We start from the raw sequence: 25,678 nt of genomic DNA, 5'->3' as shown, positions 1-25,678 counted from the left end.
AACCTACTTGCCCTGACGGGGACGCTGTACGGGGATAACATGAAACGAATCGAGCAGCCCATATCTAAGAAATTCAAGCACTGCTGGATGTACAGGGACGATCTGGAACGGGTAATAGAGATACTTACCGTGAACGGCGTTCCTCCTGTGATGCAATGTGACGAATTCGAATTTGAAAGTGCCGCTGAGCTTTATAATCACCTTGGTAAGAAAGGTAAGCGGGCGTTGGTCCTCCGATCCATAAAACCGCATGTAAGGATTAGCACTGCGATTTTCAGCGGCGCGGTTGATATAACGACATACGATCAAACTAACGATGCACGTGCACTGTTCTCTCGTGTCGTGGAGGCGGTGGAAGCCGGGGAGCGAAAGCCACATTGGCGCGAGCGACTTTTCATCTACGTCATTGGTATAGTCTTGATGAGCTACGGAGGGGCGTACGCGTTATTACTACACGACAGCAGGCGATACATTGCCGCATCTGCGTTTGTCGCGGGGATTCCATTATTTGTCGCCCACGTTACTTACCGGAGAGTAGAAGGGACGCGATTCTTCGGTATCGCCCGCGCCGAGCGTCAGTCATTCTTCCAGCGAAAGGGGGATGATTTGGCAGTAGGGCTTATCAGTGGTATCACTGGTGCAGTGATCGGTGGTGTATTAGGCGTGTTGGGCACACTGCTGTTGCAAAAGTAGAGTACCCCCCCCTCCCCCGCCATGCCTAATGATATCCAGTTGCGTATTCAGCGTGCCGTAAAAACTGGACCTCGGTGCCTAGGTGGTTATGAGCCGCTTGCCGAGAGCGTTGCCTGGGCGCGATTCTCTTCGAGATGGGGCAGCATGAATGCAGCGTTGCGCGTGTATTTCAAAGAGCATCCGCTTAAGTGAGCCAGTGGCGATACGCACGGATACTACTCAGCCTAGACACACCTTCTGTTCCGCTTCCGTCTCTCAATCTAGACTTACTGCGGGCTGTTCTCGTAGTCCTGCGTGTCACCTACCTTAATGATTTTCCACGTACCGTCTAGCTTTCGAAGAAACGCAAGCACATTCATCTTATCGTCTCCCGAACCAAGCGTAACGGGCACGATAGCCACACCGTCAACCATGAATGCCGGACGCACTACGATATGGGCTAGCCAGTCTTTCGAATCGAAGTCTTGCGCGTTCGTGAAATAGTCTGCCCGATCTGCAAACTTGTTTTGCTTGTATTCAGTTCTCAGCAGGTCGACCGTAGATTTTGATACGAACTCGTACATCTGCTTATCTATCAACGGGTAGACGTGTGGCTTAGATTCCTGCGTGACGTACCAGGTGTAGAACGCTTTGGTAGCCGCTTCCGGCGACGTGCTTTGTGCAATTGCGGAAGCTTGGAACAAGCTACAGACGACTACGACTAAGGATGCCGTGAACAGGACAATGTATCTTTTCATGGCTTGGCTCAGTCGTGACGGTAGATTTGGTAGGGCGGCTGCAAATCCCTGTAAGACTGGCTAGGATAGAAGCCGTGATACTGCCTGAAGTCAGATATCCAAATTTGCCCGTCATACATCGCCATGTGTCCCGCAGGGTGGTGCGGGATAGCCTGAATAACAACCACGTCGCCTTTCTGCGGGTAGTTACCATCGACCCGGTAAAAACCTGCGGCTAGCAGAGGACCGCCATAGTTACGCGCCAAAGGTGTATGTGCGGGATACACACCGCCCGCGTTAATAGCTTCACGAACGTACTGCGCACAATGGCCTGTGCTCGACGGCTCTGCATTACTACGTAGATGGTTGACGGCGGCGGCTTGGTTGAAACTAGGCATCTACTTCCCCTGAATCGAAATTCGCGGTCGTCGGTGTTCTGAAGGTGTTGCGAAGATATTCTACAGGATACGGGGACCGTGATTTATCTTGAAATTACCATGATGGGCTATGCGGATTGGATTTTCCAGCCTAGACACACCTTCATTTCTGCGGCCCGCCGTTTCGCCAGACCGGGCAATACGACTAGCTCACCGTTCACTCTACCCTTGTCCCACTTCAGCAGTTCTTTGCATGCGCAGCTACGGTCCCCCGCGTTGAGTTTGCGGAGCATCGTACCTCGGGCGAACGCTCCGGAATCTGCACGCTAGTTGACAGCTTAGAACTGTGGCCTTGCCGCCGCGCACATTCCTTGAAAGGCAACGTACGTTCCGCCGTCGCTTAGTGTGTAGAGTCCGATTGAATCGCCGGACAATCGATCTATCGTGATGAGAATTTGCCGAATGTTCTTTCCGTTGACCACTTTGTCCAGGGCCGCCTTGGCAGTGTAGGCTTGCGCTGTGGTCTCTATCCGCATGTGGAGGTCAGAAGCCATGTAGTACGGAGCGGAAGTGGTCAAGAGGTCGTGGAGCATATCCAATTCCATTCGCGCGCTGCGATGTTTTGTGACGGGTGGTGATCCGAACCCTGCGTTATATTCAGAAACGTTAACGTCACAGGCAAGCATTGTGTGCGCCATAGTTTCCGAGCGCGCGTCGTTACCTGAGACTGCCGCAACAGGCGGAAAGCCGCGCGCACCAATCAGAAGCGCAAGGCCCAGCACGAACGACCATTTGTGTACGCTGTACTTTCGGAGTATCGAGCGCTCAAGCTGCTTGACGCGAACATCCACTTTCTGAATCGCGTTTGCTCTGTCAGCTATTAGCTCGTGGATGTCGAGGGGCGTTGCTTGATCGCTAGCGGGAAGCGCTTGATACCCTTGCTCCGCAGCCTCCATAAACTGCCCATGTTCGGACTTGAGGTCTGATAATTGTGAGGCTGTCTTGTAAGTCACAGGCAACCATTCTAGTCTTGAAAGGCCGGTCAGTCCTGATGCGAGAAGCGCGAACCATCCACACACTTCTAGTAAATCACTCAGGTGGGTTGTGCCGAATTTTGCTGTCTGTATGGCGAGACCTAGGATTGTGAAGGTTAGGGCTAAAAGGTAAAGTTCAAATTTTTCCTGAAGTTGCCGAGAGTACTCAATATCGCTCATGTCTTCACCCCTATGTCTGCGGCCGTTTTAACAGGCATATTGACCGATTTCGCCAGTTAGATCGTCCACGTCAAGATACGGATACGTGTCAACTATATATCGCGAAAGTCTTCCACTTTTACTTTACTTTCGTCAATAGGTTGAGAGTGGCAGGGAGCATGTAGACGATCTTTGAGAGGTCATAGTACAGTGCGATCGATTCGTGAGGCTACGATTCTTTGCTCCCGCGTGCTACCTGAAAGTTGGTGAATGGGTTGATGTGTTCAGGACATTTTAGTGTATTTGACACATAGTATGGAATCCGAAGTAAATCGTTGTAAATGCCAGCTATACGTGATTACACTTCGACTATCAAGTGATCGAGGAGTGTGAATGAATACGGTATTTTTGCTGATGGCTCAATTCGGAGCGCGCGCCGTGATCCCAATTGAGGAAGTGCAAAAAGCTTACTTCTCCCATTTGGAAGTAGATAAGTTGCTAGCCAAAGTTTCGCGGGGCGATATTCCGTTACCAGTGGTTAGCGCGGAGCGTAGTAGAAAGTCCGCAAGGGGCGTCCATCTACAAGACCTTGCGGAATACATAGACGCTCAACGTGCAGCGGCAGTCAGAGAGCGCAATCAGTTTTGTGGTCTTAAGTGATCTAGCTGAAGCTACGGAAGTGGGTGATGCCTGGAGACATCAAAATAAAGATTCAGCGGGCCGCAGAAGCTGGGCCGGATATGCGTAAGCCGCAGTACCCCGGTGGTTACGAGCCTCCCGCTGAGGGTGTCGCCTGGGCGCGATTCATTGGATACATCGAACTAGGTCAGCATGAGTGCATGCGCGACGGCGCGTTAGTGTATCGAGACCGTGCGCGCATGGTATTTGAGCTTGGCGGACAGAGCCACCCGGGCCGCTTAGTTGATGGTGTCAGAACTCCGCATGTGATATCTGTGGAAACTGACATCGACCTATCACCAAGCGCACGATTTTTAGACACATTCTCCCGCATGAATTTTGAGAACAGGGCAACTCACATGACGGAGTTACTGGGAGACCAGTTCGTCGTCTATGTGAAACACGTACCGTTAAAGAGCGCATCCGGTGTCTATGCGACATTAGAAGCCAGCAAAGGCTATTTGATTTATCCGGCCAAAGGTAGGCACGAGGACTCCGGCCCGGTTGTGTGCATTCCTGTTGTGCCACGGACGTATCGACTCGTCCTATTCGCGTGGGCGTCCGCTGATATGCAAGACTGGTACGACCTTTACATATCGGGTGAGTGGCCCGCTGTGTTGGACGAAAACACCGGGGATGTCGTACGCCCAGCCAGATCAAAAAACATTCTTCAAGAGCGGATCATGTCAGCGCGGAACTGGCCCGAGCATTCGTTAGCGGCTGTCGCAATGCTGGGACCAGACCCGCACGAGCCGACCGCTGAAGAATTGGAAAGGCAACGAGCGGAGGACATGGAAGAAAATTGTAGACACATCAACGAGGCCATTGACAAAGCGATAGCTGCCGCCCGTACGACGTACCGAAAAGGTAAGACGTAGGCGGCTAAACGGTAACAAGCAGCATTACCAACTTAACAACGGAGTTAATGACAGAACAGGAATCTATCGACATGGCGGTTAGAGCGGTTGCGATCTACGCAGCCCGTCACCCAAGGCCGCTACATGTCACCATTACCCAGGCCGCCGAGATGCTTGGACGCAGCAGACCGACCGTACGCAAGATGCTGCTGGAGAACCGGGTCAGGTCAAATGCTGCCGGTTCGATTCCCATTGAGGCAATCGACAGGCTGCTAGCCTCTCGTGTCTAGTATGTTTGAAACTCGACCTAGGGCTTTGCTGGGCTTCCGTGTGCAAATGCACATCATCTGCACATGATACGGCAGAACCCCTATCAAATAAGGGATGTCGAGTCCGGTCCCCGGCACCACTGCACATTTCTCGACGCATTCTGTCGAATGTCTAATTCTGTAGAAACAGGGCCTTAAGCTCATCGTCGTGTCGCCCCTGCGTGTGTCTTTCGGCAATGAAAGATCGAAAATGCGGACAAAATTCCCCATTTTCTACGCATGGAACTCCCCGCGAATGGCATTGACTACTTTGCACGACGCTGGGCGATCGCGTGTGTGAGTCGTCACGCGGACGTAGGCCAATGCGCGCACACACCCTGCGCCGCCTTCAACTTGATCGTGCCAGGAGAGCGGGGCACAGCGATCAGTGCCCGCCGCCCGCCGGCATCCCTGGGCAATCGATCGGTTACGTCCGAAAACTTCGCATCGCAAGTCGTAAGTTCGTACTGCACGCCCACTCCCCGAAGCGCACGCCGTACATTCAAAAGCGGCCGTCGCGTTCGATGCAGTCGATCTATTCCGCAGCCAGACGGCATCTAGATGCATCGGAAGGAAAGAACCGACGCGCAACGCGGAATGGCGCAAAGCAGAGCGCATCGACCATCTTATAGTGCAGGCGAGGGCGATCATGTCAGGCATTACGCTTCAAGGCGGCTACGGCGTCACGCCGTACGATCCGGGGACCAGTCCCTCAGGCGGCATCAACGCGCAGCAGATCGAGCAGATCATTCAGGAATTGCTCGCCATGCTGCAGAGCATGATGTCCGGCCAGAACAACGACGATCTTTCGTCGTCGCCGGTCGGTGGAGCATCGGGAGCGAGCGCACCGAGTTTTCCGCCGGCCGTCGCCCATGCGGCGGCGGCGCCGACCAATACGATCCCGCAGGTCTCTTCGGTCAATTCGCCGGGCGGCGCATCCGGTGCGGTCGCGCCCTCCGGCGCAACGAGTCCGTCGAACAACGCAGGCGGCAGTGCGCAGGCGCCCGCGAACTATGCCTTTCTGAAGGGCGGCAAAGAGGGCCTGGGTATTTCGCCGACCTCGGCCAACGGAAATGGCTCGAATATGGGAGATTCAAGCTGGTATTCGAACTGGAGCATGCAATCGACGGGCGATGCAAAAGGGCAATTCATTCCAACGGTTTTCAATACCAATGACGCATCGAACGAAGGTCAGCTGGAAAGCGCGTTCAAGTCTTCCGGCTCTCCGCTCGCGTTCACCTTCAATGAGCCCGACAATGCCGGCCAGGCTAATACTTCGGTAGGCGACGCGGTCAAGAGCTGGTCGAATATTGCAACGGCTGCGAACAATACGGGAACACAGCTGGCATCGCCGTCCGTTACCAACAGCACTAATCCTGGAGAGGGCCTGGACTGGCTGAAGCAGTTCATGAACTCGGACACCACGGTTAATGGGCAAACCAGGAAGGTGGGCGACACGGTCAGCGCGATCAATCTGCATTGGTATGGGAGTGCCGCGAATCCCAATGATCCGAGCCAGGTCGGTCAGGCCGTGAACAATTTAAAGAGCTATCTTGAGCAAGCGCATAACGAGTTCCCTGACAAGCCCATTGTCCTGTCGGAATTCGGCCTGAACCCGAATGGCAACAGTGCTGCATCCAGTCCTGAATTTCTGAAACAGGCGGAGCAAATGCTGAATTCGCTGCCGTATGTGGAAATGTATGCGCCTTATGGGCTCGGCACCCCGGGTGGCAACGCCAACGCGTCCAGCGCGAAATAAAAGCTCGGGCGTCCGGGTTGTTTTAGCAACGAGGTATAGGGCCGGTTTGCGGCCCTATACCGGACGGTGGAGTATTTGCGACGAAGGGAAGCCAGCTACTCGTACTGCCGAACCGATGAAAATACTGCGTATCGTGCGCTCCGCAACGTGGGCACGACATGCCTTGGTCGTCGGGGGAAAAACCCAGGCGATATCGTGGGCGGGAAACGAGTGACAAGCCCGATTCGCGATACTGCTCGGTCAATTCGGCAAGGAGCGGTGCGATACTCGTTACAGAACATCCAGTGTCATAACCGTTCCGCCGATTTCCTTCAGACGGGCAAGATAGGTTGCGGGATCAAGCAACTGATAGGGGAAGTAGAGGCCAGGAGGGACTACCGGTTTGTCACCGAGCCCAACGAGCCTTTCCAGAAGCATGGCAACGCCCAGAGCGGTTAGCGGCATCTGTCCTTGCGGATGGAGAACGGCATGGCGGGTGCGAAGTGGATGGCCCGCCCGATCTTTCCCGCTGAGTTCGATGACGATCTCGGTCGACATGGATTTTCCACTGCGTCGCGTCGAACTCACGCCAGTGGCGAGGTTGAACTGCACGTTCGGGGCGTCCGTTGCGACAGCCAAACCCATGATGTCATACGGCGAGAAGGCGACAGCCTCCATCCTGGTTCCGTCGATGGCGCGAAACTGAGCTTTGGCCTCTTCACCGAGGCGCCAGAAGAAGGCGCCGTCGCGCCGGGTGAGTGCGGCGGGCATGATTTCACCGAGGCGATGCAGGTCGATGGCCGACGCGGGACCACCCGTATCCTGTTCGTCTAACAACGCACCGATGGTGATGTCGTCCACGTGGCTGAATTCCTTGACGAACTCTAGCGTGGGCACCGTCACGGCACCAACAAGCCATTCGGCGCCGAGAACCACCGGCGAAGCATTCGGCTTTTGAATATAGGCGGCTACTTCAGGGCCGATTTCGGACGCGCCCGATGAAATGCTGATATGCGGCACACCGCGCGTCTGGGCGAACCGGAGGCACGCGATGGCGTCGTCTTTCACGAAGACCGCGATGGCGCTCACCGCACGTCCACCGAGACCTAGATCATCGGCCGCCAGATCGAGCGCGACGCCTTCGGCGTTTCCAATTTCGGCGGCGACCTCTTTGGCCTTACCCAGGTTGCGACCGCCGATCAGCAGAGGAAGATCTGGATAGGCAGCACGAAGATATTGAGCTGTGCAGCGGCCAACAATTCCGGAACCGCCGGCAAGGAGAATCGGAGCTAGTGTCATTGCGAGACCTCATAAGGTTAGTGATAGCAACCTACGTTTGGTAAGTTACCAATGGTAGTTTATAGTGACGCTTGTTACAAGGGGGATCGAATTCGTGAAATGCAGATCGGCACTGGGAGGAACATAAGATGGCTACTCGTCGGCTTTCGAAGGCGGATCGACGGCGCCAGTTGCTCGATATGGCACTGGTTGTCATTCGCGAGGAAGGGGCTGATCGGCTGACTCTGGGATACCTCGCCACTCGTGCCGGAGTCTCCAAGCCCATCCCGTACGAACATTTCGGCACGCGATCAGGGCTGTTGATTGAGCTTTACAAGTTTCTCGACAAGGAACAGGTAGATGCTCTGCGCGAGGCCTTGGGAAGCGTCCAGCAAAGCTTGAAGGAAACCGCTGATGTTCTGGCGAGTGCCTATATCCACTGTTCTGCGGACACAAGTGGCGAATGGCACGCGGTGGGGGCGGCGTTGACTGGCAGCGGAGAAATGGGTGCGGTGTACCAGGAGTTGATAGACGGGTATGTCCAGCTGTTCGTATCCGCGTTACGGCCGCATAGCGGGCTGACGCACGATGCGCTTCAACAGCGCTGTGTTGGTCTTGTTGGAGCAGGAGAAGCGCTCTCGGTTATGATGATCGGCGGTCATTGCAGCGAGAAGGACGCTGCTGAAGCGCTTTCGTCGCTGATCCAGGGTGGGCTTCTGGACATATCCAGACATCAGGTGAGTGAGTTGACTGCCTCAAGGTGTTCAGGGAACAGCCAGTCATAGCTGTCGTCTGGTTGTCCGGGTTGGGTCGACTGCGGACGACTGGATACCGCTACGTCTATTGGTTCGAGTTTGGTCCCGGCACCACTGAATCCTTCGACTGTCGATCGCCGTTCTGCTCACCTTCCCGAAGTAACCGCGAGCGACTTGACCACACCAACGCGACAAAGCCTTCCAGACCTTCAATGACGCAGGGCCCGAGACACATCGAACCCGTTCGCCACCTCATGACCACAACAAGAAGCCTGGCACTCATTCTGGCATGCGTGTTTGCCTTTACTCAGCCCGGCCACGCGCAATGTGTCGACATGGTCGCCACTCTTGACGACGGCCAGTTGATGCAGTCGCGGATTGCGCTGATCGACCGTGCCACGCCTGCCGAGCAGATCCGCATCCTTGCCTACATCTTCGAAATCGATCAGACCGGTGGCCTGCTGTTGCGTCATCTGGTCGAGGCCGCGCGCCGAGGCGTGCCGGTCAAGCTGCTGATCGACGGCATCGGCCCCGAGCCGCACTTCGCATTCGAGGACGAGTTCATCGTCGCCTTGCACGAGGTGGCTCCCGGCATCGAACTCCGGATCTTCCATCCACGATCAGATGTCGTCGAGCTTTCGCATCGCATGCACGACAAGCTGTTCCTGGTTGGCGACACGGCCGTGATCGGCAGTACCTCGATCTGGGATGCGAGCTTCCGCAACTGGCTCAGCGAGCGCGATCTGATGGTGTCGGGCGACGCCGGCAAGGATGCTTCCTCGCTGCACGCCATGTACGAGCATTTCGCCTTGTTCTGGAATAGCCCGCAAGTGGTTCGCCCCGAGCCGGAAAAATTTCTCCAGGTCGCAAGTCCTTATCGCGTCTCGCAGGGTCATGCGACGCTGGACCCGGTGCGCATCCATTATTGGCGCGAATGGCTGCTGGCTCCGCTCGATAGTGCAGCCCGGGCGACGGACCTGGCCGCGACCGATACACCCACTGCCTCCGATACACCCGATGATCCCGCCTGGATACCGATCGCCTGCGAGCGCCTGCGCTATGTCCACGACTGGCCCGACAAGCGCTCGCCAGGCACGTTGCAGGACATGCTACAAGCGTTCGATTCGGCGCAGCACGAGATCCTGATCATCAACCCCTACCTGATCCTCGTGCCGGAACTGCGCGAGGCGCTTGAGCGCAAGCAGCGCGAAGGTGTCCACGTGATCCTGGTGAGCGCCTCGCTGTCGAGCCTCACGCAGGAATTCCCCGCAGTCGGGCGCGCCTATGCCAACGATCTGCCCGGCCTGGTGAATGCCGGGATCGAGGTGCGCGAATATGCCGACCGGGAGAACCGCATGATGCACGCCAAGCTGGTCGTGATCGACGGCCATCGATACTATCTCGGCAGTTTCAATTTCGACTCGCTGTCGGCCCGCTTGAATACCGAAAACGGCCTGTGGATAGATATCCCCGAGGACGGGCTCGATCCCTTGCAGGACAGCGTGGCGTACTTCCTGCGCAACTCAAGTTCGGTGAGCGACGCCAATGGCCGCCTTCTGGCGGATCCCGATGTGCGCTGCCGGGCCGCCGGCTGCGGTGGGGCGTGGCGGTGGGTGACGATGCTGATCAGGGGCTTCCTCTGAGCGCGGTGTGCCGTTTCGCTAAAAAAATGCATTTCAACGACAATCACCGCGATCCTTCCGTCAATGCAATTGATACGTTACCCAACGATTGATATGAACGCGTTGCTCAACCGAATCATGCTGTATGTGAGAAATGTCGAGGCTACCTGTGCCTTCTATGAGCGTCATTTCGGATTCGAGCGTTCGCTAGACCCGAATGATCGAGTCACAGAATTGAAGAATCCGAATGGCGGGGCGATTCTGATGGTGCACCAGGCCGCTAAAAGCGTTAAGACCGGACAGGTAACAATCAAGCTTGTCTTCGATATCGAAGATGTAGAGGGCTTCAAGAAGCAGTGTTCGATGCAGGGGCTTGATTTTGGGTCCACACACAAAGCCGACGGATACTGTTTCGCGAATGCAAAAGATCCCGACGGGAACTCGGTCTCAATCTCGAGCAGGGCGTTCGCTCAAGGCAAGGCGTCGGGGCATCTCGGTTAAGCGCGGTATCAGACCTGATCGTTCGCAGCATATCAAGGGTTTAACCTAATACTACCTGGCGGCATAATAGTTACAGTTCTCAATGTAATGATTGTGTCGAAAAGCCATCACTACTGATCCAGATCAGCGCTGGAACTCCGACATCTCTCGCCGAGCGACTAGTCAGGATGATTCAAGGATAAAACGAATCGTGAGCTCTTCTTATGCTGGGAAGCGGATGTTCTATGTGCCCAAGGCTTTCTTTTACATTCAGGGCGCAGTCGCCTCGGTTTTATTGAACGTCGTTCTTTACTTTTATCTGGCGAACTTCCACGACGGGACATCGATTCCCGCGATGCTGTCCGCTTATACGGCTCACACTTTTCAGTTCAAAGCTACGACCATCCTGCTCGCGTTCTTGCTGGGGCCCATGATAGTCATATCGGGGATGCTGGCAGGCCGCCTGTGGCACGCCGATACGAGCCAGTATCATCAGTTGAGCTGGATTGCATTGATCAGCGATATTGCGTTTCTCGGCGCATGGGGCGCTGCCATTGGTCTTGGCCTGGCGGCCATGGGCGTTCAAGAGTATTCGCCGCAGACTGTGTCTTATACGTTGATCGCCGGTTTTGCGTCCATCGCATCGGTGCTTGGGGTGCTTTGGGCACCATTTGGATTTTCATGTTTCTGCATCTCGGTTAAATCCGGGCTACTACCCGGCTGGCTGAATATCCTCACGTTGATTGCCGTCTTGATGAACTGTTGCGCCGTGTTCGGAATGTTCACCATGACAGGTCCGTTTAACCCAATCAATGGCCAGATCGCCGCTGGATTCCCGTTTTATGGTCCGGTGACGTGGTTCAACATGGTCCTTGCCTGGTTGCTGTCGCAGATGTTCAGCAGGAGATAAGTTTTGCGAACTTGACCGGTGCGGCTGTCTGCGCGGGATAGTGCAGGGGGCGCACATCACGGGTCGCTGAACACGCGGGTATGGTTGTGCGCACCTCGCGCAATAGACCTGGTTTCAGCGAATTTTTTCGCCTCCACGCTCCCCGTAAACTCCCCCATGGCTGCACAAAATCCTGCCATAGCTAGCGGATCGAGTCCGGTCCCCGACGCCACCGATTCTTTCGGGTACATTTAGGCAAACTACTGCAGGAGCGGATATGTCTGAGCGCGACACCAAACTCCACGGTAGCTGGCGGCTGGTTTCTTTCGAAACTGAACTTCAGGATTCAAAGGAACGCAGTCAACCGTGGGGCGCCGACCCCAATGGCTACCTTATGTTTGGCGCCGACGGGCGAATGATGGTGCTCGTGACCGCAATGGCGCGCGAGCCAGGGAACACGGATGAGAAACTGCTAGCGCTTTTCCGTACCTTGATGGCCTATACCGGACGGTACCGGATAGATGGGGATAGGTTCATCACGAAGATTGACACATCTTCGAATGAGGCCTGGAACGGCAGCGAGCAGGAACGCTTCTACAAGCTCGATGGAGACACGCTTGAGGTCTTTACGGCCTGGATGCCGAATCCGTTGGTGTCGGGAAATCCAACAGGAAGGGCTACTCTCCGTTTTAGACGTGAGTAATTTCTCCTGGGCTGATCGAGCGCTTCCTGAAACGCAACACCGTTTGACCCACGAGCGCCGGTCCCTGGAAAAACCCACTTACTTCACACGCTCCAGTACCACGTGAGGCGAGCCTTTGTAGCTGCGCTCAGCAAAGGGCTTATATCCCAGATGACTCGCGATCCGAAAGGATGGCAGATTCTCTTTTCCAATCAGACACACGGTACGCTTCGGCGACAGCGTTTCGTCGATCCACCGATGCGCCGCGGCTGCCGCTTCAAGCGCAACACCCTGTCCTTGCATGGATCGAGAAACGATCCACCCCGCTTCCGGATACCCATCGAAGTCTTCACCAAGACCACGATGAAAATCCGCCAGTCCGGTCTCACCAATGAACTGTCCATCGGACTTTCGAAAGACAGCAAAGAGGCCGAACCCGAGCAGCGACCAGTGCCCGGCATATCGCAGCAGCCGGTTCCAGCCATCCTCGCGCGACAGCGTAGGCGCGGCGATAAACCGAAACAGCTCACGATCGGTAAACATGGCGTACCACGCCTCAAAATCGGCAAGGCGGTGGGGGCGTAAGATAAGGCGTTCGGTTTCGATCATTGGGTCAATATAACCCAGGTGCAGAATCGAACGCACGACTCCCTCAGTGCCATGGGGGCCGTTAGCAATCGCCCTATACCATGCTGGACGCCAGGGAGACATCATGACAGTCAAGCGCATGGACAACGTCGGCATCGTGGTCGAAGACATGGACGCCACCATCGAATTCTTCACCGAGCTTGGCCTCGATCTCGAAGGGCGCGCCCCAATCGAAGGAGACTGGGCCGATGGCGTCACCGGATTGCCCGGCATGCGCGTCGAGATTGCGATGATGCGAACACCGGACGGTCACAGCCGCATCGAGTTGTCCCGCTTCCTCGCGCCGCCCGTGGCCGCCGATCACCGCATGGCCCCGGTGAACGCTCTCGGTTATCTACGCGTCATGTTCGCCGTGGATGACATCGACGATACGCTCGCGCGGCTTGGCAAACTCGGTGCGAAGCTCGTCGGTGAAGTGGTTCAGTATGAAAACGTGTATCGGCTCTGCTACATCCGGGGTCCAGAAGGAATTCTCATCGGGCTCGCCGAACAGCTCGGGCAGCAGAGTTCCCGCGAGAATCCCATCGAACACAACCGTTGAGACGCGACGCTTCGCCTTAACGTCGCGATGCGCGTCCCTCAACATCTATCGCCCGCTTCCCACGCGTCTGCGAAACACTCCGGAATTGCTCGCGCTCGCGTTCTTCGTTAAAGATCGATAGCGACGGTTTAACCAGATCATGTCGCGACACGATACCGACCAGCAAGCGAGTCGTTTCATCCGCTACCACCGGTACGCGATCGAGCGAGCGCGAGGCAAGACGTGCGGCAACAAGCCGGCATGTTTCGTCGGGCAATGCGATATCGGGATGCTGACCGCTGCACAGATCACCGACGCTAGTTGTTCTGGCATCGTCTTGTGCTACCGCAATCAACATCTGCCGATCCACCATACCCACCAGCACGCCGTCACGCACAACGGGATACGCCCGGTGCATTTGCTGCGAATCGAAGTACCGTTCAAGCGCATCGGAAACGATAGTATCCGCGTCGATAGTTTTCACTGCACACGTCATCACTTCGTCGACGTGGTGCCGCTCGAGCGGATCGATCCCATACTCCCGGTAGATATGGTAACCACGCCGCGCAATCTTCTCGGTCAATATCGAGCGACGCATGAACAGCACCGTGAATCCGTACGACACCGCGGCCGCGGTCAAGAGCGGGAGCAACGCATTCGCGTCGTGCGTCAGTTCAAATGCGAACACCACCGCCATGATCGGCGCGCGCATCATCCCACCAAGCGCCGCTGCCATGAAAACCAGCGGCCAGACGGCGGGGTCGCCACCCGGCATCATCGGACCGAACACCGCACCTACGCCCGCACCCATCATCAGCAGCGGGGCGAGTACGCCGCCCGATGTTCCGGACCCTAGCGCGATGACCCAGATCACCGCCTTGACGAGCACGATTGCCAGCACCACGCTCACTGTCAGGTGATTCAGCAGCAAGTCGCCGATCACGTCATAGCCGACCCCAAGCGCGCGAGGCTGAAAATAACCGCCGATGCCCACGGCAATACCGCCTAGCGCAGGCCACCACATCCAGTGGATCGGCAGGCGTGCGAACAGGTCCTCTACCTTGTAAAGCCAGCTCGACAGCGCCCACGAAAGCGCACCGGTCATGAGTCCCGCGACTGCACACGAAGCGAGGCCGATCGGTCCGAGCGGCAGTGTTTGCAGAGGGAATAGTGGACCCGCGCCCATCAGCAGAGGTCTTGTAAACCCGGCCACCGCACAGGCCACCGCAACCGGCAACAAACTGCGTGGGCGCAGTTCGAACAGCAGCAACTCGACGGCGAGCAATACCGCGGCGACCGGTGTGCCGAACACCGCCGTCATACCGGCCACGGCGCCCGCAACCAGCAGCGTCTTGCGCTCGCCGCTCGTCAGATGAAAGTACTGCGCAATCAGCGAGCCGATTGCGCCACCGGTCATGATGATCGGCCCTTCAGCGCCGAACGGACCGCCGCTGCCGATCGCAATAGCAGACGCAAGCGGCTTGAGCACGGTGACCTTCGGCGACATCTTGCTCTTGCCGAACAGAATGGCTTCGATGGCTTCTGGAATGCCGTGTCCGCGAATCTGTTCGGAGCCGAATCGCGCGATCAATCCGACAACCAGACCGCCGATCACCGGTACGACGAGCACCCACCAGCCTAGCGTGTTGGTAGAGGGCGAGTGGTTCTCGATCGATACCGTCTGAAAGAAAAACAGATTGGTAAAGAAGCGAATCAGGTGCAGCAGGAAGCCGGCTGCGAGGGTGCTCAGTATGCCCAGAACTGCCGCGATGGCTGCGATTCTCAGCAGCCGGGTATCGGTGGCGAAATCGCCTTTGGAAGTGTTCACGTGTACGTCGAATCCAGGAGGTCGGGTGATAGAGCGGAGCCTGAGATCACTTTGCTAGTGCTTATATCGATGCGAAATTGCATCATGTTGAGATGTAATAGTCGATCGGGGTGTGATGAAAAATTCGAAAAATATCCGTGATAACACCAATCTCAGTCATGTATCGAACGATATCACATATCACAACGTGATGTATTGTGGACTCAACGCGTCCAACCTTTGGCGTGTGTAAACCTCTGCTGAACGTGAGAGAAGCAATCGTGAGATCGACTACGCCCACGTCTCGATTGACGCTAACGCATATCGTTCTGCGATATAGTTTCCGCTCACTGCATAGACGGATTTCCGATGAAAGAACAGATTCGCGCGCTAACCAAGGCCAACTTCGAGCAGTTGTCGGAATTCCGCTATCAGATGCGACGCTTCGAGCGCTTCTCCGAGCAGGCTGCGCAAGATGAAGGCATTACGCCCTTGCAGTACCTGTTGCTACTTCACATCAAAGGCTATCCGGAGCGCGACTGGGCGACGATCGGCGAACTGGCCGAGCGGCTTCAGGCGCAGCACCATGGGGTGGTTGCGCTGGTGTCGCGTTGCGAGGCGCTTAGCCTGGTGCGACGCCAGGTGAGTGAGGTCGATCGCCGTCAGGTGGAGGTGCACCTTGAAAAAGCAGGCGAGCGTGTGCTGGTGAAGCTTGCCGAGTTGCACCGTGCAGAACTGAAATCGCTTAAAGGTGCGTTTCAGATTCCGCAGATTGACTTCGAATAGCCGCTTTTGATCAGCTTCAGTCCGCTTGCGATTCGCGGATCAGTTTTCCAAGCAGACGCTTCAACTCTTTCGTGTTGCGCAGGCCGAGTGCTTCTTCGATCACATCATGATGAGCGTCGACACTACGCCTCAGACGCGCGACCAGTTCCAGACCCCGATCGCTGATATACACGAGCACCTTGCGGCTGTCGTTTTCATCCTGCGCTCGCTGTACGAGACCGCGGCTTACGAGCTTGTCGACATTCTTCGTCAGTGCGGGATGATTGAGCAGCACCGTCTCGGCCAGTTCGCCCATTGCATGACCTTGTTCGTCGGACACAGCCTGAAGAATGCGCCAGTGTTCTTCGGTCACCTGTTCGTCGGCGATCGACTGGGTCACACCGAGCTTCATCTGACGATTCGCTGACGCCAGCAAATAGGCGAGATAGTCTGAGAGTTCTTGTTCCGGCATGGTAGATGCATGTTGTGAGGTGAATACCGCTGATCTTACGCAAGTAAACTTTCCCAGGAAAGTATCGGTGCGAAAATTCGCCGCGACGGTGCGAAGCGGATTCCTGCACGCCCGTTGATGGTGCGCGCACGCCCGTCGAGTATGGAGTACCGTGCTTCTTGCCAGAACCAGGAGACTGCCTTGCCTGCCTGTTCGACCGCCAACGTGGTACCCAAACGACGATGAAGCGACGTTCCGTTCCGCGCCGCCACTCGAGAGACTCGGGGGATTCGAAAGACCTGACAATCGCCCTGTGCGTGCCGCTGGGCGGCGCGGCGGGCCTGTGGGGACCGGCCGCGCTTGCGTCGGCGCGCCTTGCCGTGGCGGAGCTCAATGCGTCGTCGGGCATGGCAGGCCGGCAGTGCCGGTTGATCACGATCAACGCTGGCGACGACGCGCACGAGATCGAGGCAAGCCTGATCGAACTGGTCGAAGCCGAAGAGGTCGATGCACTCGTCGGCATGCATACGAGCGCTGTGCGCCATGATCTGCTCAACGCCATCGGCGGAAGCATTCCGTTCGTTTATACGCCACTCTACGAAGGCGGCGAGCGCACGCCCGGCGTGTTCGCGATCGGGGAAACCACCGTCAATCAATTGCGCCTCGCGATCCACTGGCTCGGCGAGCATCGTCATCCGCGTCGCTGGATGTTTGTCGGTAACGACTACGTATGGCCGCATGCCACGCATCGGCTTGCGCATCGCTTCGTAGCCGAATCGGGCGCGAACGTCGTTCGCGAGATGTATCTGCCTTTCGGCGGCGGCGACTACGACTACGTACTCGACCAGGTCCGGGCGCAAAAGGCCGACGCCATATTGCTATCGCTGATCGGTCAGGACGCGATCGACTTCAATCGCGCATTCGGTGCCGCGGGTCTTGCGGGGCGCGTGGTGCGCCTGTCGTGTGCACTCGGCGAGAACGAACTGCTTGGCATCGGCGCACAACATACCGACGATCTCTACGTCGCATCGGGATATTTCGCTAGCCTGAATACCGATGCCAATCTGTCGTTCAAGGAGCGGTACCACAACCACTTCGGTGCGCGTGCGCCGACGCTCGACACCTTCGGTCAATCCACGTACGAGGGCGTTCACTTTCTGGCCGCGTTGCTCGACGATGCCCGCCAACGCAATCGCTGCAATGAAGGCGGACTCGCCCAGCTGGGTACCGCTCCGCTCACCTATCGAAGTGCGCGGGGCGCCGCCTATGCCGGTGGCCGGGTCAATCGCGTGCCAATCTACCTCGCGCGTGCAGAGGGTCACCAGTTCAAGGTCATCACACCGATTTGATACTCATGCTGCGTAGCAACGATTTATTTTCCGTGGAAAATAAATCGTTGACTTGGAAAATAGTCCTTCCTACCATTGCTCGCAGGTCGGGTGTGCCGTGTCGATGGCACGACTGACCGTCAAGGCGCATTGGCATGTAGAAAACGCCGATGTGTCCCGGTTCCCATCGAGTGAGGAGTCGTCATGGCAGTCAAACGTCCTACGCCTGGTCAGCTTGACGAGGTTGCATTGAGTCTCGGTATTCATCTGTCGGAAACCCAGCTTGCCAGCTACAACCAGCTGTTGCAGGCCAATTTCGACGCCTACGATGTCATCGACGCATTGCCCGACTATGTGCCTCGCGTGACGTATCCGAGAACACCGGGCTACCGGCCGTCTGCCGAAGAAAATCGCTATGGCGCGTGGTACGTAAAGACCGAGGTGAAGGGCGCGCCAACCGGCAAGCTGGCAGGCAAGACAGTGGCACTCAAGGACAACGTTTGTCTCGCCGGCGTGCCGATGATGAACGGTGCATCGACACTCGAAGGCTATGTGCCCGACGTGGACGCAACGATCGTGACGCGATTGCTCGACGCGGGCGCGACCATCGTGGGCAAGGCCACCTGCGAATACTTCTGCTTTTCGGGCGGCTCGCATACGAGCTCGCCTGCACCAGTCCATAACCCACGACGCGCCGGCTATTCCGCGGGCGGTTCGTCGTCCGGCAGCGCGGCACTCGTTGCAGCAGGGGAGGTCGATCTCGCGATTGGGGGCGATCAGGGCGGATCGATCCGTATGCCGGCGTCGTATTGCGGCGTGTACGGCATGAAGGCTACGCACGGACTCGTTCCCTATACGGGCGTCATGCCGATCGAACTGACCATCGATCACACCGGGCCGATGTCTGCGACGGTCGCTGACAACGCGCTAATGCTGGAAGTTCTCGCCGGCCCGGACGGTCTCGATCCTCGCCAGTACGCGGGGCAGACGTCGAAGCCCTACGCCGATCTGATGAAACAAGGTGTACGCGGATTGAAAATCGGTGTCGTGCGCGAAGGCTTTGGCTGGCCGCAATCGCAGGCCGCATCCGATGACAAGGTGCGCGAGGCCGCCAGACACCTGAGTGAACTCGGCGCGCAAGTCAGCGAGGTGTCGGTTCCCATGCATAAGCTTGGGCCTGCCATCTGGCTGCCGATTGCGGCAGAAGGCGCGACTCAGCAGATGATGAAAGACAACGGTCACGGCTTCAACTGGAAAGGTCTGTATGTCACTGGCATGATCGACTTTCATGCCGGCTGGCGAGAGCGTGCCGACGAACTCTCGGAGACGCTTAAGATCACGATGGTGTTAGGCGAGTATTTCATCAAGCACTATCGCGGGCATTTCTATGCGAAGGCGCAGAACCTGTCGCGGCAACTGAAACTTGCTTACGATACGGCTTTGGCCGACTTTGATCTGCTGCTGATGCCCACCTTGCCGCTAACCGCAACGCCGCTTCCGGAAGCAGGCGCGCCGCTCGAAGAAGTGATCACACGCGCTTTCGAAATGCTGCCGAATACGTGCCCGTTCGACGTAACCGGACATCCTGCGATGAACGTACCGTGCGGCATGATTGAAGGATTGCCGGTGGGCATGATGCTGATCGGCAAGCATTGGGACGAAGCGACGATCTATCGGGCGGCCTGGGCATTCGAACAGTCTGCCGACTGGACCACGCTTTAAGCTGACAGACGCATACGCCTTTTAACCCCGCCACATCTTATTCTGGACCCCTCCATGGATCGCCGTTCATTCATCAAGTCGTCCGCTCTTTCCTTGGCCACCGGTGTGGCCGGTGTAGTGCCATTTGCAGCATTGGCTGCCGATGAGATTCTGGTCGGCGGCATTACGGATCTGTCCGGCGGTCTCGACATTTACGGCAAACCGATGGCCGATTGCCTGACCATCGCGGTCGAGGAATGGAACGCACAAGGCGGTTTACTTGGCAAAAAGCTCAAGCTGTTGAGCTACGATCCGCAGTCCAGCATGCAGCTCTATACGCAGTTTGCGCAGCAGGCAGCGCTCAAGGACAAGGTCGCGGTAGTGCAGGGCGGTATCACGTCGGCCTCGCGCGAAGTGATGCGGCCGGTGCTCGATCGCTACCGCACGCTCTATTTCTACAACACGCAATACGAAGGTGGCGTGTGCGATCGCAATACATTTTGCACCGGTGTGACGCCGGGGCAGACTGTGGCGAAGCTCGTGCCGTACGCGATGAAGAAGTGGGGCAAGAAAGTCTACGTCGTCGCGGCCGATTACAACTACGGCCAGATCACGTCGCAATGGGTCAAGAAGTTTGTGCAGGACAACGGCGGGTCGGTTGCGTCGATCGATTTCTTTCCGCTCGACGTGACAAATTTCGGTTCGACTATTTCGAAAATCGAAGCGGCTAAGCCCGATATGGTGGTGTCCGCACTGGTAGGCGGCGCGCATATGTCGTTCTACCGGCAGTGGGCGGCAGCCGGTTTGCACAAGAAGATCCCGCTTGCGTCGACGACCTTCGCGGGCGGCAATGAGCAGATCGTGCTGTCTCCCGAAGAATGCGATGGGTTTCTCGTGTCGTACAACTACTTCGAAAATCTCGACAATCCGGTCAACAAGGCATTCAAGGACCGCTTCCACAAACGTTTCGGCAGCAACTATCCCAACATCACCGAACTCGCGATGGGCACCTATCAGGGCTTTAACCTATGGGCGCAGGGTGTGAAGAAAGCCGGCACGCTAGAGCGGACCAAAGTGATCGAGGCGCTCGAGTCCGGGATCAGCATCGATGCACCGAGCGGCAAGGTATCGATCGATCCGGCCACGCACCACTGTGTTCTCAACGTCAGCATTGCGGAGGTGCGCAATCACAAGCTCGATATCGTCGAGACATTCCAGGCACAGCCGCCGAGCGACACAAGCGCCGTGTGCAACCTGATCAAGAATCCGCGCGACAACCAGCAATACGTAATCAAGCTATAACGCTCGCCTCGTCAGGTAACCGGTCATACGCGATGTGAAGGAGGGGCGATGGATCTTGCCGCCATTGTGGTCATTCAGGTGCTGTACGCAATAGCCAGTCTTGTGGTTGTCTCCGCGGGGCTGGCGGTCATCTTCGGCATGATGAAGGTCATCAACCTCGCGCACGGCGAGTTCATGATGCTCGGTGCCTATGCGGCAATCGAATCGATACGGTTCGGTGTGAATCTGTGGATCGCGATTCTGGTCGTGGCGCCCGTCGTGGTGGGCGTGATCGGCATCGTGCTCGAACGCCTCTTCATTCGTCGACTGTATGGGCGCATGGTCGACACGATGCTCGCCACCTGGGGACTGTCGTTGCTGCTAATCGGCATCGTCACCTCGATTGCGGGCAATACGACCGCGGGGATCTCCGCTCCGCTTGGCAATTTTTCGATCGGCGCCTATTCGGTCAGTACCTATACGCTGGTCATCATCGCGGTTGCAATCGTGCTTGCCTGCGCCTTGCGATGGGTGCTGCTGCACACGTCGCTCGGGCTGATTGCGCGCGGCACGATGCAGAACCCGCAGATGGCCGATGCACTCGGTATCAATCCGGGCGTGGTCTATTCGACGACCTTTGCGATCGGCGCGGCGCTCTCTGGGCTGGCCGGCGCCTTGCTCGCGCCGATGACCGGTGTGGTGCCGACGATGGGTGGCGCGTTCGTCGCCAAAGCGTTCATTACCGTGATCGGTGGCGGACCGGCCATCGTGATCGGGCTTGTCAGTGCATCGACGCTGTTTGGCGCGATCAACCAGATCGCCACGTTCGCCATGACACCTGTCATGGGCGAAGTCGCGCTACTGATCGGCGCGATCGTCATGCTAAGACTGCTTCCGCAAGGCATCACGGGTCGCTTCTTCAAGGGGACGCTGTGAGCACGTCGACGCCAGATGCCCGGGTCATCCCGGGACCGAATGCGCTAGAACGCTTCTCCCGTTCGTGGAAAAGTGCGGCATTGACGCTTGCAGTCGGCGTTGCGTTGCTCATTGTGCTGCCACACACACTCGATGACTTCGCCCTGATACAGGCGACGATCTACGCGGTGATGTCGATCCTCGCCGTGAGCCTCGGTTTTATCTGGGGCTTTGGTGGAATTTTGTGCTTCGGGCAATCGGCGTTCTTTGGGCTTGGTGCCTACACATATGCGATTGCCGTTACGAACCTCGGCGACAGCACGGTGCCGTTTCTGCTCGCGATTGTTTTGCCCGCCGCGTTTGCGGCCGTGCTCGGTTATCTGATGTTTTACGGCCGTCTCTCCGATGTCTACATGGGTGTCATCACGCTGACCGTCACGCTGATCCTCTTCAACCTGATCAATTCGACGGCAGGGCCGGAGTGGAAAATCGGCAATGCGCCGCTGGGTGGCTTCAATGGCATTCCAGGTATCGCGCCGCTCAACATGCCCGGTAATGTCGATGACGTGATCGGGCCGCACGGGTTGTTCGAGTTGTCTCTCGGCGCATTGCTTCTGGTGTATGTGCTGCTGCGTGCGTTGCTGGCGCTCAAGGTCGGCCGTGTCATCGTGGCGGGCAAGGAGAATGAGCAGCGTCTGTTACTGCTCGGTTATGACACGCGTGCGTACAAGCTCTTTACGTTCGTACTGGGTGCTGCGATTGCCGGGCTGGCCGGGTGTCTGTTTGCCAACTGGGGCGCCTTTACCAGCCCGACGATCTTTGGCCTTGCGCAATCGGCGCAGATCATCATCTGGGTGATCGTCGGTGGGCTGGGCACGCTGATTGGGCCGATAGTGGGTTGCGTGGCGATTCAATGGCTGACGACGCAGATCGGCACGCAGCAAACCGTCAACTCGAATCTCGTGCTCGGGGCGATTCTCGTCGGTTTCGTGCTGATGCTGCCGCGCGGGATCGTACCGGCGATCGGGGCGTTGGGCGCGATGCTGGTTCGAAAGATGCGCCGCAGTCCCGCAGCCGAAGCCGCACCTGCCGATCCGCATCAAGAGGCCGCGCGATGACGACACCGTTACTCGAAACGCGAGATCTGAACGTGCGCTTCGGCGGCGTACATGCGACGCGCGACGTCAACTTCACACTAGCCGAAGCCGAACTGCGCTGCGTGATCGGGCCAAACGGTGCCGGCAAGAGCACCTTTTTCAAGCTGCTGACCGGTCAGGTCAAGCCGACCTCAGGACAGATCCTGTTTCGCGGCAAGGATGTCTCCGACATGCGACCGCATGAGCCCGGTCGCCTTGGCATCGGGATCAAGACGCAGGTGCCGAGTCTTTTCAACGGACTCTCGGTATGGGACAACGTATGGCTCGCGGCCCGGCGCGTACACACGCCGACACAAACGGAGCGCGTGACGCGCGAGGTCCTCGAGCGCGTCGGTATGCAGGCCTATCGCGAGGCGACAGTCGGTCTACTCGCACACGGTCAGAGGCAATGGGTCGAACTGGCGGTCGTGATCGCTGCCGATCCACCGCTGATCCTGCTCGATGAGCCCGCTGCAGGGATGAGCGATGCAGAAGTCGCGCGCACGGCGGAACTGATTCTCGACATCAACCGTCGGCATGCCCTCGTGGTGGTCGAGCACGATATGAGCTTCATTCGCCGGATCGCGAAGACAGTGACGGTGCTGCATCAAGGCGCGATCATTCGCGAAGACACGCCGGATCGCATCATGAGCGATCCGTTGATCCAGCAGATCTATCTGGGCAAGAAACCGCAATGAGTGCAGATAGCGCAATGCTCGACATCACGGGTTTGTGTTCGGGCTATGGTTCGATTCCGGTGCTCTACGACGTGTCGCTGTCGATCGCGCGAGGCGAATCGATCGGTATCCTGGGGCACAACGGCATGGGCAAAACAACGCTGCTGCGTACGTTGATCGGCGCATTGCCTGTGACGTCGGGCACGATCTGTTTCGACGGCGCCGATGTGACGCGGCTCGCGCCTCACGCGAGGTCGCGTCGCGGAATGGCTTACGTGCCGCAGGGACGCGAGATTTTTGCGGCGTTGAGTACCTACGACAATCTGCGCCTCGGTCTCATCAAGACCGGACGAAAACCCGATGCGGTTATCGATAGCCTGCTCGAAGATTTTCCGCGTCTGAAGCCGTTGCTCGATCGAGCCGGCGGTTCGCTCTCAGGGGGCGAGCAGCAGTTGCTGGCACTCGCGCGTGCGTTGGCAGGCGATCCAGACTTGCTGTTGCTCGACGAACCTACAGAAGGCATTCAGCCATCGATCATCGATGAGATCGCGGAGACACTCGTCAAGTTGCGCGAGCGGAGCGGCCTGACCATTGTGCTTGTCGAACAGAACCTCGATTTTATTGCAGCGGTATCGCAACGCGTGCTCGTCATTCGACGTGGGCAGATAGGCGGGGAGATTCCGCGCGAGCATCTGTCGGATGTGGAGATCGTGAGCCAGTACGCGGGCGTGCATGCGTGATTGCATGCTTTGCGCCAGTAGCGGGCTGGAAGGACCCAGGTCACTCCCAGCCCGCAGGACTCACTACCTTGAAGATGGCGAGCCGTAGCCAGCCACCTTCGGTTTCACGCGTTACTGGCCCAGGTCGCTGGCAAAGTGGTTGGTGTAGCCAAGCGCACCCACACCGCCGATCGTATTGCACGTCGGCGATGCGGCACCAGGCGCACAGTCGGCATCGCGATCGAACGACCAGAAGTGCAGACCGGCCAGCCCGTTCTGCTTCACGAAGTTCGACACGGTATCCACATCGGACGGCGTGAACGTTTCACCGGCAGAGTCGTTACCGCCGATCATCGGTGTCACTTCGATCTGGCTGTATGGCACGCCCCAGTGATCATGCAGGTTCAACGCGGCCTGCACAGTCGATTGCCCCATCTGACAGGCACCCCCTGAAAGCACGCAATTGCCCGGCAGCGCGGAGCCGTAGTCCATCGTCATCAGGTTGATGGTGTAGTTCTTCAGCCCATAGGTCTGGATGGCCTGCATCACCCAGTCGCCGTAGGTGTTGAAGCTGTCCGGAGCACTAGCGCCCCATGAGGTGGCTTGACTCGCCCCCGACGGAGCAGGAGCAACAGTTGCGAGCGTGAAGCTGAAGCGCAGGTTCGGATACGTTTTCTGCGCCGCCACGACACGCTGCACGAGGTTGTTGATGATCGCCTGGGTCTGTCCGCCTTCAATGTCGAAATCGATCCCGACCAGGTTATTAGACGCATACCGATTGATAAACGTCGTCATGCCTGCATCGGTGCCGCACGTAAATACCCCCGATGCACCGCCTGTCGAAATCACATAGTTGACGTTTTTGGCCGTGAAGAGCGACACGTTCGACGAGGCGAGCGTGCTGCCACCAAGGCCTGCCCAACTCTCGCTGCCGCACTCACCGGTCGCGAAGGCGAGCGTGAGTGCCCGTACGCCGGTCGGCAAGATGGACAGCACAGGACTCAACTGGCCGGTTACGTTCGTCGAGATCGTGTTGGTGTTCCAGTTCATCGAGATCGACGTGTCCTTGTACGGGCTGTAGATGAATCCCGCTGCTGTTCCGGTAGTCGTACCCCCGGTGCCCCCCGTTCCGCCTGTAGAACCCGTGCCGCCACCCGAGCCGGAATCCGGACCGACGAGTGTCCACAGCGAAGCCGTCGTCGGATTCCATCCGGTGCTGGAGTAGTCCGTCTGATTGACGAGCGCCTGGTAATCGTTGCCGTTGTAACTCACGATGGTTCCAGCCGTGTAATACGTATCGGGCGCCCACGCACTGACTGCCCATGCCTCGCCCGACGACATGCCGAATAACAGCGATGCTGCTGCGGCGCCGAATGCTGCACGCAACACGGTTGCAGATAGTCTCTTCGTCATCATGTACTCATCCTTTTCTCGTCTTGAGGGGAGTGACTGCAGCGCTACGAT

Annotated in this window: 27 protein-coding genes and 1 pseudogene; 18 read left to right on the top strand and 10 right to left on the bottom strand. The window is 57.5% G+C overall.

Annotation, left to right across the window (positions count from 1 at the left end):
* Positions 1–39 precede the first annotated feature (39 nt).
* Entirely contained in the window at positions 40–693 is a 654-nt protein-coding gene (locus BWP39_RS03205) for a hypothetical protein (protein ID WP_133116817.1), read from the top strand.
* A 266-nt stretch (positions 694–959) separates the two neighbouring features.
* On the opposite strand, the gene BWP39_RS03200 is transcribed toward BWP39_RS03205, so the two are convergent.
* The 4 genes and pseudogenes from BWP39_RS03200 to BWP39_RS03190 all read right to left on the bottom strand — a co-directional run bounded on the left by BWP39_RS03200 (position 960) and on the right by BWP39_RS03190 (position 3,000).
* Positions 960–1,430: a DUF3828 domain-containing protein gene (locus tag BWP39_RS03200; protein WP_096716920.1), complete on the bottom strand. Its 471-nt coding sequence runs from the start codon at positions 1,428–1,430 to the stop codon at positions 960–962.
* A gap of 8 nt (positions 1,431–1,438) precedes the next feature.
* Entirely contained in the window at positions 1,439–1,807 is a 369-nt protein-coding gene (locus tag BWP39_RS03195; RefSeq protein ID WP_096716919.1) for a CHAP domain-containing protein, read from the bottom strand.
* A gap of 107 nt (positions 1,808–1,914) precedes the next feature.
* Positions 1,915–2,088: pseudogene (locus BWP39_RS32600) on the bottom strand (glycoside hydrolase family protein); the annotation flags it as partial.
* A gap of 36 nt (positions 2,089–2,124) precedes the next feature.
* Positions 2,125–3,000, bottom strand: a complete 876-nt coding sequence (locus tag BWP39_RS03190; protein ID WP_096716918.1) for a hypothetical protein — start codon at positions 2,998–3,000, stop codon at positions 2,125–2,127.
* Between the two features lie 372 nt (positions 3,001–3,372).
* Here BWP39_RS03190 and BWP39_RS03185 point away from each other — a divergent pair, with 372 nt between their 5' ends.
* From BWP39_RS03185 to BWP39_RS03170, 3 genes are all read left to right on the top strand, one after another.
* Positions 3,373–3,639 (top strand): pyocin activator PrtN family protein, encoded by a 267-nt coding sequence (locus BWP39_RS03185; RefSeq protein ID WP_096716917.1) that lies wholly within the window; start codon positions 3,373–3,375, stop codon positions 3,637–3,639.
* Between the two features lie 26 nt (positions 3,640–3,665).
* The gene (locus tag BWP39_RS03180; protein ID WP_096716916.1) at positions 3,666–4,535 is read left to right on the top strand and encodes a hypothetical protein; all 870 of its coding nucleotides are present in this window, start codon (positions 3,666–3,668) and stop codon (positions 4,533–4,535) included.
* 1,053 nt (positions 4,536–5,588) lie between these two features.
* Positions 5,589–6,581, top strand: coding sequence for a glycosyl hydrolase (locus BWP39_RS03170; protein WP_157915120.1), 993 nt, complete (start codon positions 5,589–5,591; stop codon positions 6,579–6,581).
* A 22-nt stretch (positions 6,582–6,603) separates the two neighbouring features.
* On the opposite strand, the gene BWP39_RS32665 is transcribed toward BWP39_RS03170, so the two are convergent.
* Together BWP39_RS32665 and BWP39_RS03165 are read right to left on the bottom strand one after the other, a co-directional pair.
* On the bottom strand, positions 6,604–6,798 hold the full coding sequence (locus BWP39_RS32665) for a PaaD-like zinc ribbon domain-containing protein (protein WP_456238521.1): 195 nt from the start codon (positions 6,796–6,798) through the stop codon (positions 6,604–6,606).
* A gap of 53 nt (positions 6,799–6,851) precedes the next feature.
* On the bottom strand, positions 6,852–7,859 hold the full coding sequence (locus tag BWP39_RS03165; RefSeq protein WP_096716913.1) for a saccharopine dehydrogenase: 1,008 nt from the start codon (positions 7,857–7,859) through the stop codon (positions 6,852–6,854).
* A 128-nt stretch (positions 7,860–7,987) separates the two neighbouring features.
* Between BWP39_RS03165 and BWP39_RS03160 the strand changes: the two genes are divergently transcribed.
* From BWP39_RS03160 to BWP39_RS03140, 5 genes are all read left to right on the top strand, one after another.
* On the top strand, positions 7,988–8,623 hold the full coding sequence (locus BWP39_RS03160; protein ID WP_207556569.1) for a TetR/AcrR family transcriptional regulator: 636 nt from the start codon (positions 7,988–7,990) through the stop codon (positions 8,621–8,623).
* Positions 8,624–8,847: 224 nt separating this feature from the next.
* Positions 8,848–10,236, top strand: coding sequence for a phospholipase D-like domain-containing protein (locus tag BWP39_RS03155; RefSeq protein WP_207556568.1), 1,389 nt, complete (start codon positions 8,848–8,850; stop codon positions 10,234–10,236).
* Positions 10,237–10,329: 93 nt separating this feature from the next.
* A complete protein-coding gene (locus BWP39_RS03150) occupies positions 10,330–10,716 on the top strand; it encodes a VOC family protein (protein ID WP_096718493.1) in 387 nt (128 codons plus the stop codon).
* A 190-nt stretch (positions 10,717–10,906) separates the two neighbouring features.
* Complete coding sequence (locus BWP39_RS03145; RefSeq protein ID WP_133116816.1) at positions 10,907–11,605, top strand: hypothetical protein; 699 nt, start codon at positions 10,907–10,909, stop codon at positions 11,603–11,605.
* A 256-nt stretch (positions 11,606–11,861) separates the two neighbouring features.
* Positions 11,862–12,287, top strand: coding sequence for a lipocalin-like domain-containing protein (locus BWP39_RS03140; RefSeq protein ID WP_096716910.1), 426 nt, complete (start codon positions 11,862–11,864; stop codon positions 12,285–12,287).
* A gap of 78 nt (positions 12,288–12,365) precedes the next feature.
* Here the strand turns inward: BWP39_RS03140 and BWP39_RS03135 are convergent, their stop codons facing one another.
* Positions 12,366–12,911: a GNAT family N-acetyltransferase gene (locus BWP39_RS03135; protein WP_207556567.1), complete on the bottom strand. Its 546-nt coding sequence runs from the start codon at positions 12,909–12,911 to the stop codon at positions 12,366–12,368.
* A 67-nt stretch (positions 12,912–12,978) separates the two neighbouring features.
* Between BWP39_RS03135 and BWP39_RS03130 the strand changes: the two genes are divergently transcribed.
* Entirely contained in the window at positions 12,979–13,455 is a 477-nt protein-coding gene (locus BWP39_RS03130) for a VOC family protein (protein ID WP_096716908.1), read from the top strand.
* A 16-nt stretch (positions 13,456–13,471) separates the two neighbouring features.
* On the opposite strand, the gene BWP39_RS03125 is transcribed toward BWP39_RS03130, so the two are convergent.
* The gene (locus BWP39_RS03125; protein ID WP_096716907.1) at positions 13,472–15,262 is read right to left on the bottom strand and encodes a chloride channel protein; all 1,791 of its coding nucleotides are present in this window, start codon (positions 15,260–15,262) and stop codon (positions 13,472–13,474) included.
* A 348-nt stretch (positions 15,263–15,610) separates the two neighbouring features.
* Here BWP39_RS03125 and BWP39_RS03120 point away from each other — a divergent pair, with 348 nt between their 5' ends.
* Entirely contained in the window at positions 15,611–16,027 is a 417-nt protein-coding gene (locus BWP39_RS03120) for a MarR family winged helix-turn-helix transcriptional regulator (RefSeq protein WP_091014541.1), read from the top strand.
* A gap of 16 nt (positions 16,028–16,043) precedes the next feature.
* Here the strand turns inward: BWP39_RS03120 and BWP39_RS03115 are convergent, their stop codons facing one another.
* The gene (locus BWP39_RS03115) at positions 16,044–16,478 is read right to left on the bottom strand and encodes a MarR family winged helix-turn-helix transcriptional regulator (protein ID WP_096716906.1); all 435 of its coding nucleotides are present in this window, start codon (positions 16,476–16,478) and stop codon (positions 16,044–16,046) included.
* 221 nt (positions 16,479–16,699) lie between these two features.
* On the opposite strand from BWP39_RS03115, the gene BWP39_RS03110 reads away from it, so the two are divergent.
* The 7 genes from BWP39_RS03110 to BWP39_RS03080 all read left to right on the top strand — a co-directional run bounded on the left by BWP39_RS03110 (position 16,700) and on the right by BWP39_RS03080 (position 24,235).
* Positions 16,700–17,806, top strand: a complete 1,107-nt coding sequence (locus BWP39_RS03110; protein WP_207556566.1) for a substrate-binding domain-containing protein — start codon at positions 16,700–16,702, stop codon at positions 17,804–17,806.
* 183 nt (positions 17,807–17,989) lie between these two features.
* Positions 17,990–19,507, top strand: a complete 1,518-nt coding sequence (locus BWP39_RS03105; protein WP_096716905.1) for an amidase — start codon at positions 17,990–17,992, stop codon at positions 19,505–19,507.
* Between the two features lie 54 nt (positions 19,508–19,561).
* A complete protein-coding gene (locus BWP39_RS03100; RefSeq protein WP_096716904.1) occupies positions 19,562–20,788 on the top strand; it encodes an urea ABC transporter substrate-binding protein in 1,227 nt (408 codons plus the stop codon).
* 48 nt (positions 20,789–20,836) lie between these two features.
* Positions 20,837–21,703: an ABC transporter permease subunit gene (locus tag BWP39_RS03095; RefSeq protein ID WP_096716903.1), complete on the top strand. Its 867-nt coding sequence runs from the start codon at positions 20,837–20,839 to the stop codon at positions 21,701–21,703.
* 80 nt (positions 21,704–21,783) lie between these two features.
* Positions 21,784–22,800: a branched-chain amino acid ABC transporter permease gene (locus BWP39_RS03090; RefSeq protein ID WP_235851368.1), complete on the top strand. Its 1,017-nt coding sequence runs from the start codon at positions 21,784–21,786 to the stop codon at positions 22,798–22,800.
* Positions 22,797–23,516, top strand: a complete 720-nt coding sequence (locus tag BWP39_RS03085) for an ABC transporter ATP-binding protein (protein WP_096716901.1) — start codon at positions 22,797–22,799, stop codon at positions 23,514–23,516. The genes BWP39_RS03090 and BWP39_RS03085 overlap by 4 nt, the downstream gene beginning before the upstream one ends.
* A gap of 14 nt (positions 23,517–23,530) precedes the next feature.
* Positions 23,531–24,235 (top strand): ABC transporter ATP-binding protein, encoded by a 705-nt coding sequence (locus tag BWP39_RS03080; RefSeq protein ID WP_096718489.1) that lies wholly within the window; start codon positions 23,531–23,533, stop codon positions 24,233–24,235.
* A 111-nt stretch (positions 24,236–24,346) separates the two neighbouring features.
* Here the strand turns inward: BWP39_RS03080 and BWP39_RS03075 are convergent, their stop codons facing one another.
* Complete coding sequence (locus BWP39_RS03075; protein WP_207556565.1) at positions 24,347–25,630, bottom strand: carbohydrate-binding protein; 1,284 nt, start codon at positions 25,628–25,630, stop codon at positions 24,347–24,349.
* Between the last annotated feature and the right edge of the window lie 48 nt (positions 25,631–25,678).

It is taken from the genome of Paraburkholderia acidicola (assembly GCF_002362315.1).
In the GTDB taxonomy this organism is placed as follows: domain Bacteria; phylum Pseudomonadota; class Gammaproteobacteria; order Burkholderiales; family Burkholderiaceae; genus Paraburkholderia; species Paraburkholderia acidicola.
Note: the sequence above shows the minus strand (reverse complement) of the source record. Positions and strands in the feature narration are given on the sequence as shown.

Excerpts from the sequence above, each read along its gene's own strand:
- BWP39_RS03205 (WP_133116817.1), top strand. The coding sequence starts at position 40 with ATGAAACGAATCGAGCAGCCCATATCTAAGAAATTCAAGCACTGCTGG.
- BWP39_RS03200 (WP_096716920.1), bottom strand. The coding sequence starts at position 1,430 with ATGAAAAGATACATTGTCCTGTTCACGGCATCCTTAGTCGTAGTCGTC.
- BWP39_RS03195 (WP_096716919.1), bottom strand. The coding sequence starts at position 1,807 with ATGCCTAGTTTCAACCAAGCCGCCGCCGTCAACCATCTACGTAGTAAT.
- BWP39_RS03190 (WP_096716918.1), bottom strand. The coding sequence starts at position 3,000 with ATGAGCGATATTGAGTACTCTCGGCAACTTCAGGAAAAATTTGAACTT.
- BWP39_RS03185 (WP_096716917.1), top strand. The coding sequence starts at position 3,373 with ATGAATACGGTATTTTTGCTGATGGCTCAATTCGGAGCGCGCGCCGTG.
- BWP39_RS03180 (WP_096716916.1), top strand. The coding sequence starts at position 3,666 with ATGCCTGGAGACATCAAAATAAAGATTCAGCGGGCCGCAGAAGCTGGG.
- BWP39_RS03170 (WP_157915120.1), top strand. The coding sequence starts at position 5,589 with ATGCTGCAGAGCATGATGTCCGGCCAGAACAACGACGATCTTTCGTCG.
- BWP39_RS03165 (WP_096716913.1), bottom strand. The coding sequence starts at position 7,859 with ATGACACTAGCTCCGATTCTCCTTGCCGGCGGTTCCGGAATTGTTGGC.
- BWP39_RS03160 (WP_207556569.1), top strand. The coding sequence starts at position 7,988 with ATGGCTACTCGTCGGCTTTCGAAGGCGGATCGACGGCGCCAGTTGCTC.
- BWP39_RS03155 (WP_207556568.1), top strand. The coding sequence starts at position 8,848 with ATGACCACAACAAGAAGCCTGGCACTCATTCTGGCATGCGTGTTTGCC.
- BWP39_RS03150 (WP_096718493.1), top strand. The coding sequence starts at position 10,330 with ATGAACGCGTTGCTCAACCGAATCATGCTGTATGTGAGAAATGTCGAG.
- BWP39_RS03140 (WP_096716910.1), top strand. The coding sequence starts at position 11,862 with ATGTCTGAGCGCGACACCAAACTCCACGGTAGCTGGCGGCTGGTTTCT.
- BWP39_RS03130 (WP_096716908.1), top strand. The coding sequence starts at position 12,979 with ATGACAGTCAAGCGCATGGACAACGTCGGCATCGTGGTCGAAGACATG.
- BWP39_RS03120 (WP_091014541.1), top strand. The coding sequence starts at position 15,611 with ATGAAAGAACAGATTCGCGCGCTAACCAAGGCCAACTTCGAGCAGTTG.
- BWP39_RS03115 (WP_096716906.1), bottom strand. The coding sequence starts at position 16,478 with ATGCCGGAACAAGAACTCTCAGACTATCTCGCCTATTTGCTGGCGTCA.
- BWP39_RS03110 (WP_207556566.1), top strand. The coding sequence starts at position 16,700 with ATGAAGCGACGTTCCGTTCCGCGCCGCCACTCGAGAGACTCGGGGGAT.
- BWP39_RS03105 (WP_096716905.1), top strand. The coding sequence starts at position 17,990 with ATGGCAGTCAAACGTCCTACGCCTGGTCAGCTTGACGAGGTTGCATTG.
- BWP39_RS03100 (WP_096716904.1), top strand. The coding sequence starts at position 19,562 with ATGGATCGCCGTTCATTCATCAAGTCGTCCGCTCTTTCCTTGGCCACC.
- BWP39_RS03095 (WP_096716903.1), top strand. The coding sequence starts at position 20,837 with ATGGATCTTGCCGCCATTGTGGTCATTCAGGTGCTGTACGCAATAGCC.
- BWP39_RS03085 (WP_096716901.1), top strand. The coding sequence starts at position 22,797 with ATGACGACACCGTTACTCGAAACGCGAGATCTGAACGTGCGCTTCGGC.
- BWP39_RS03080 (WP_096718489.1), top strand. The coding sequence starts at position 23,531 with ATGCTCGACATCACGGGTTTGTGTTCGGGCTATGGTTCGATTCCGGTG.
- BWP39_RS03075 (WP_207556565.1), bottom strand. The coding sequence starts at position 25,630 with ATGATGACGAAGAGACTATCTGCAACCGTGTTGCGTGCAGCATTCGGC.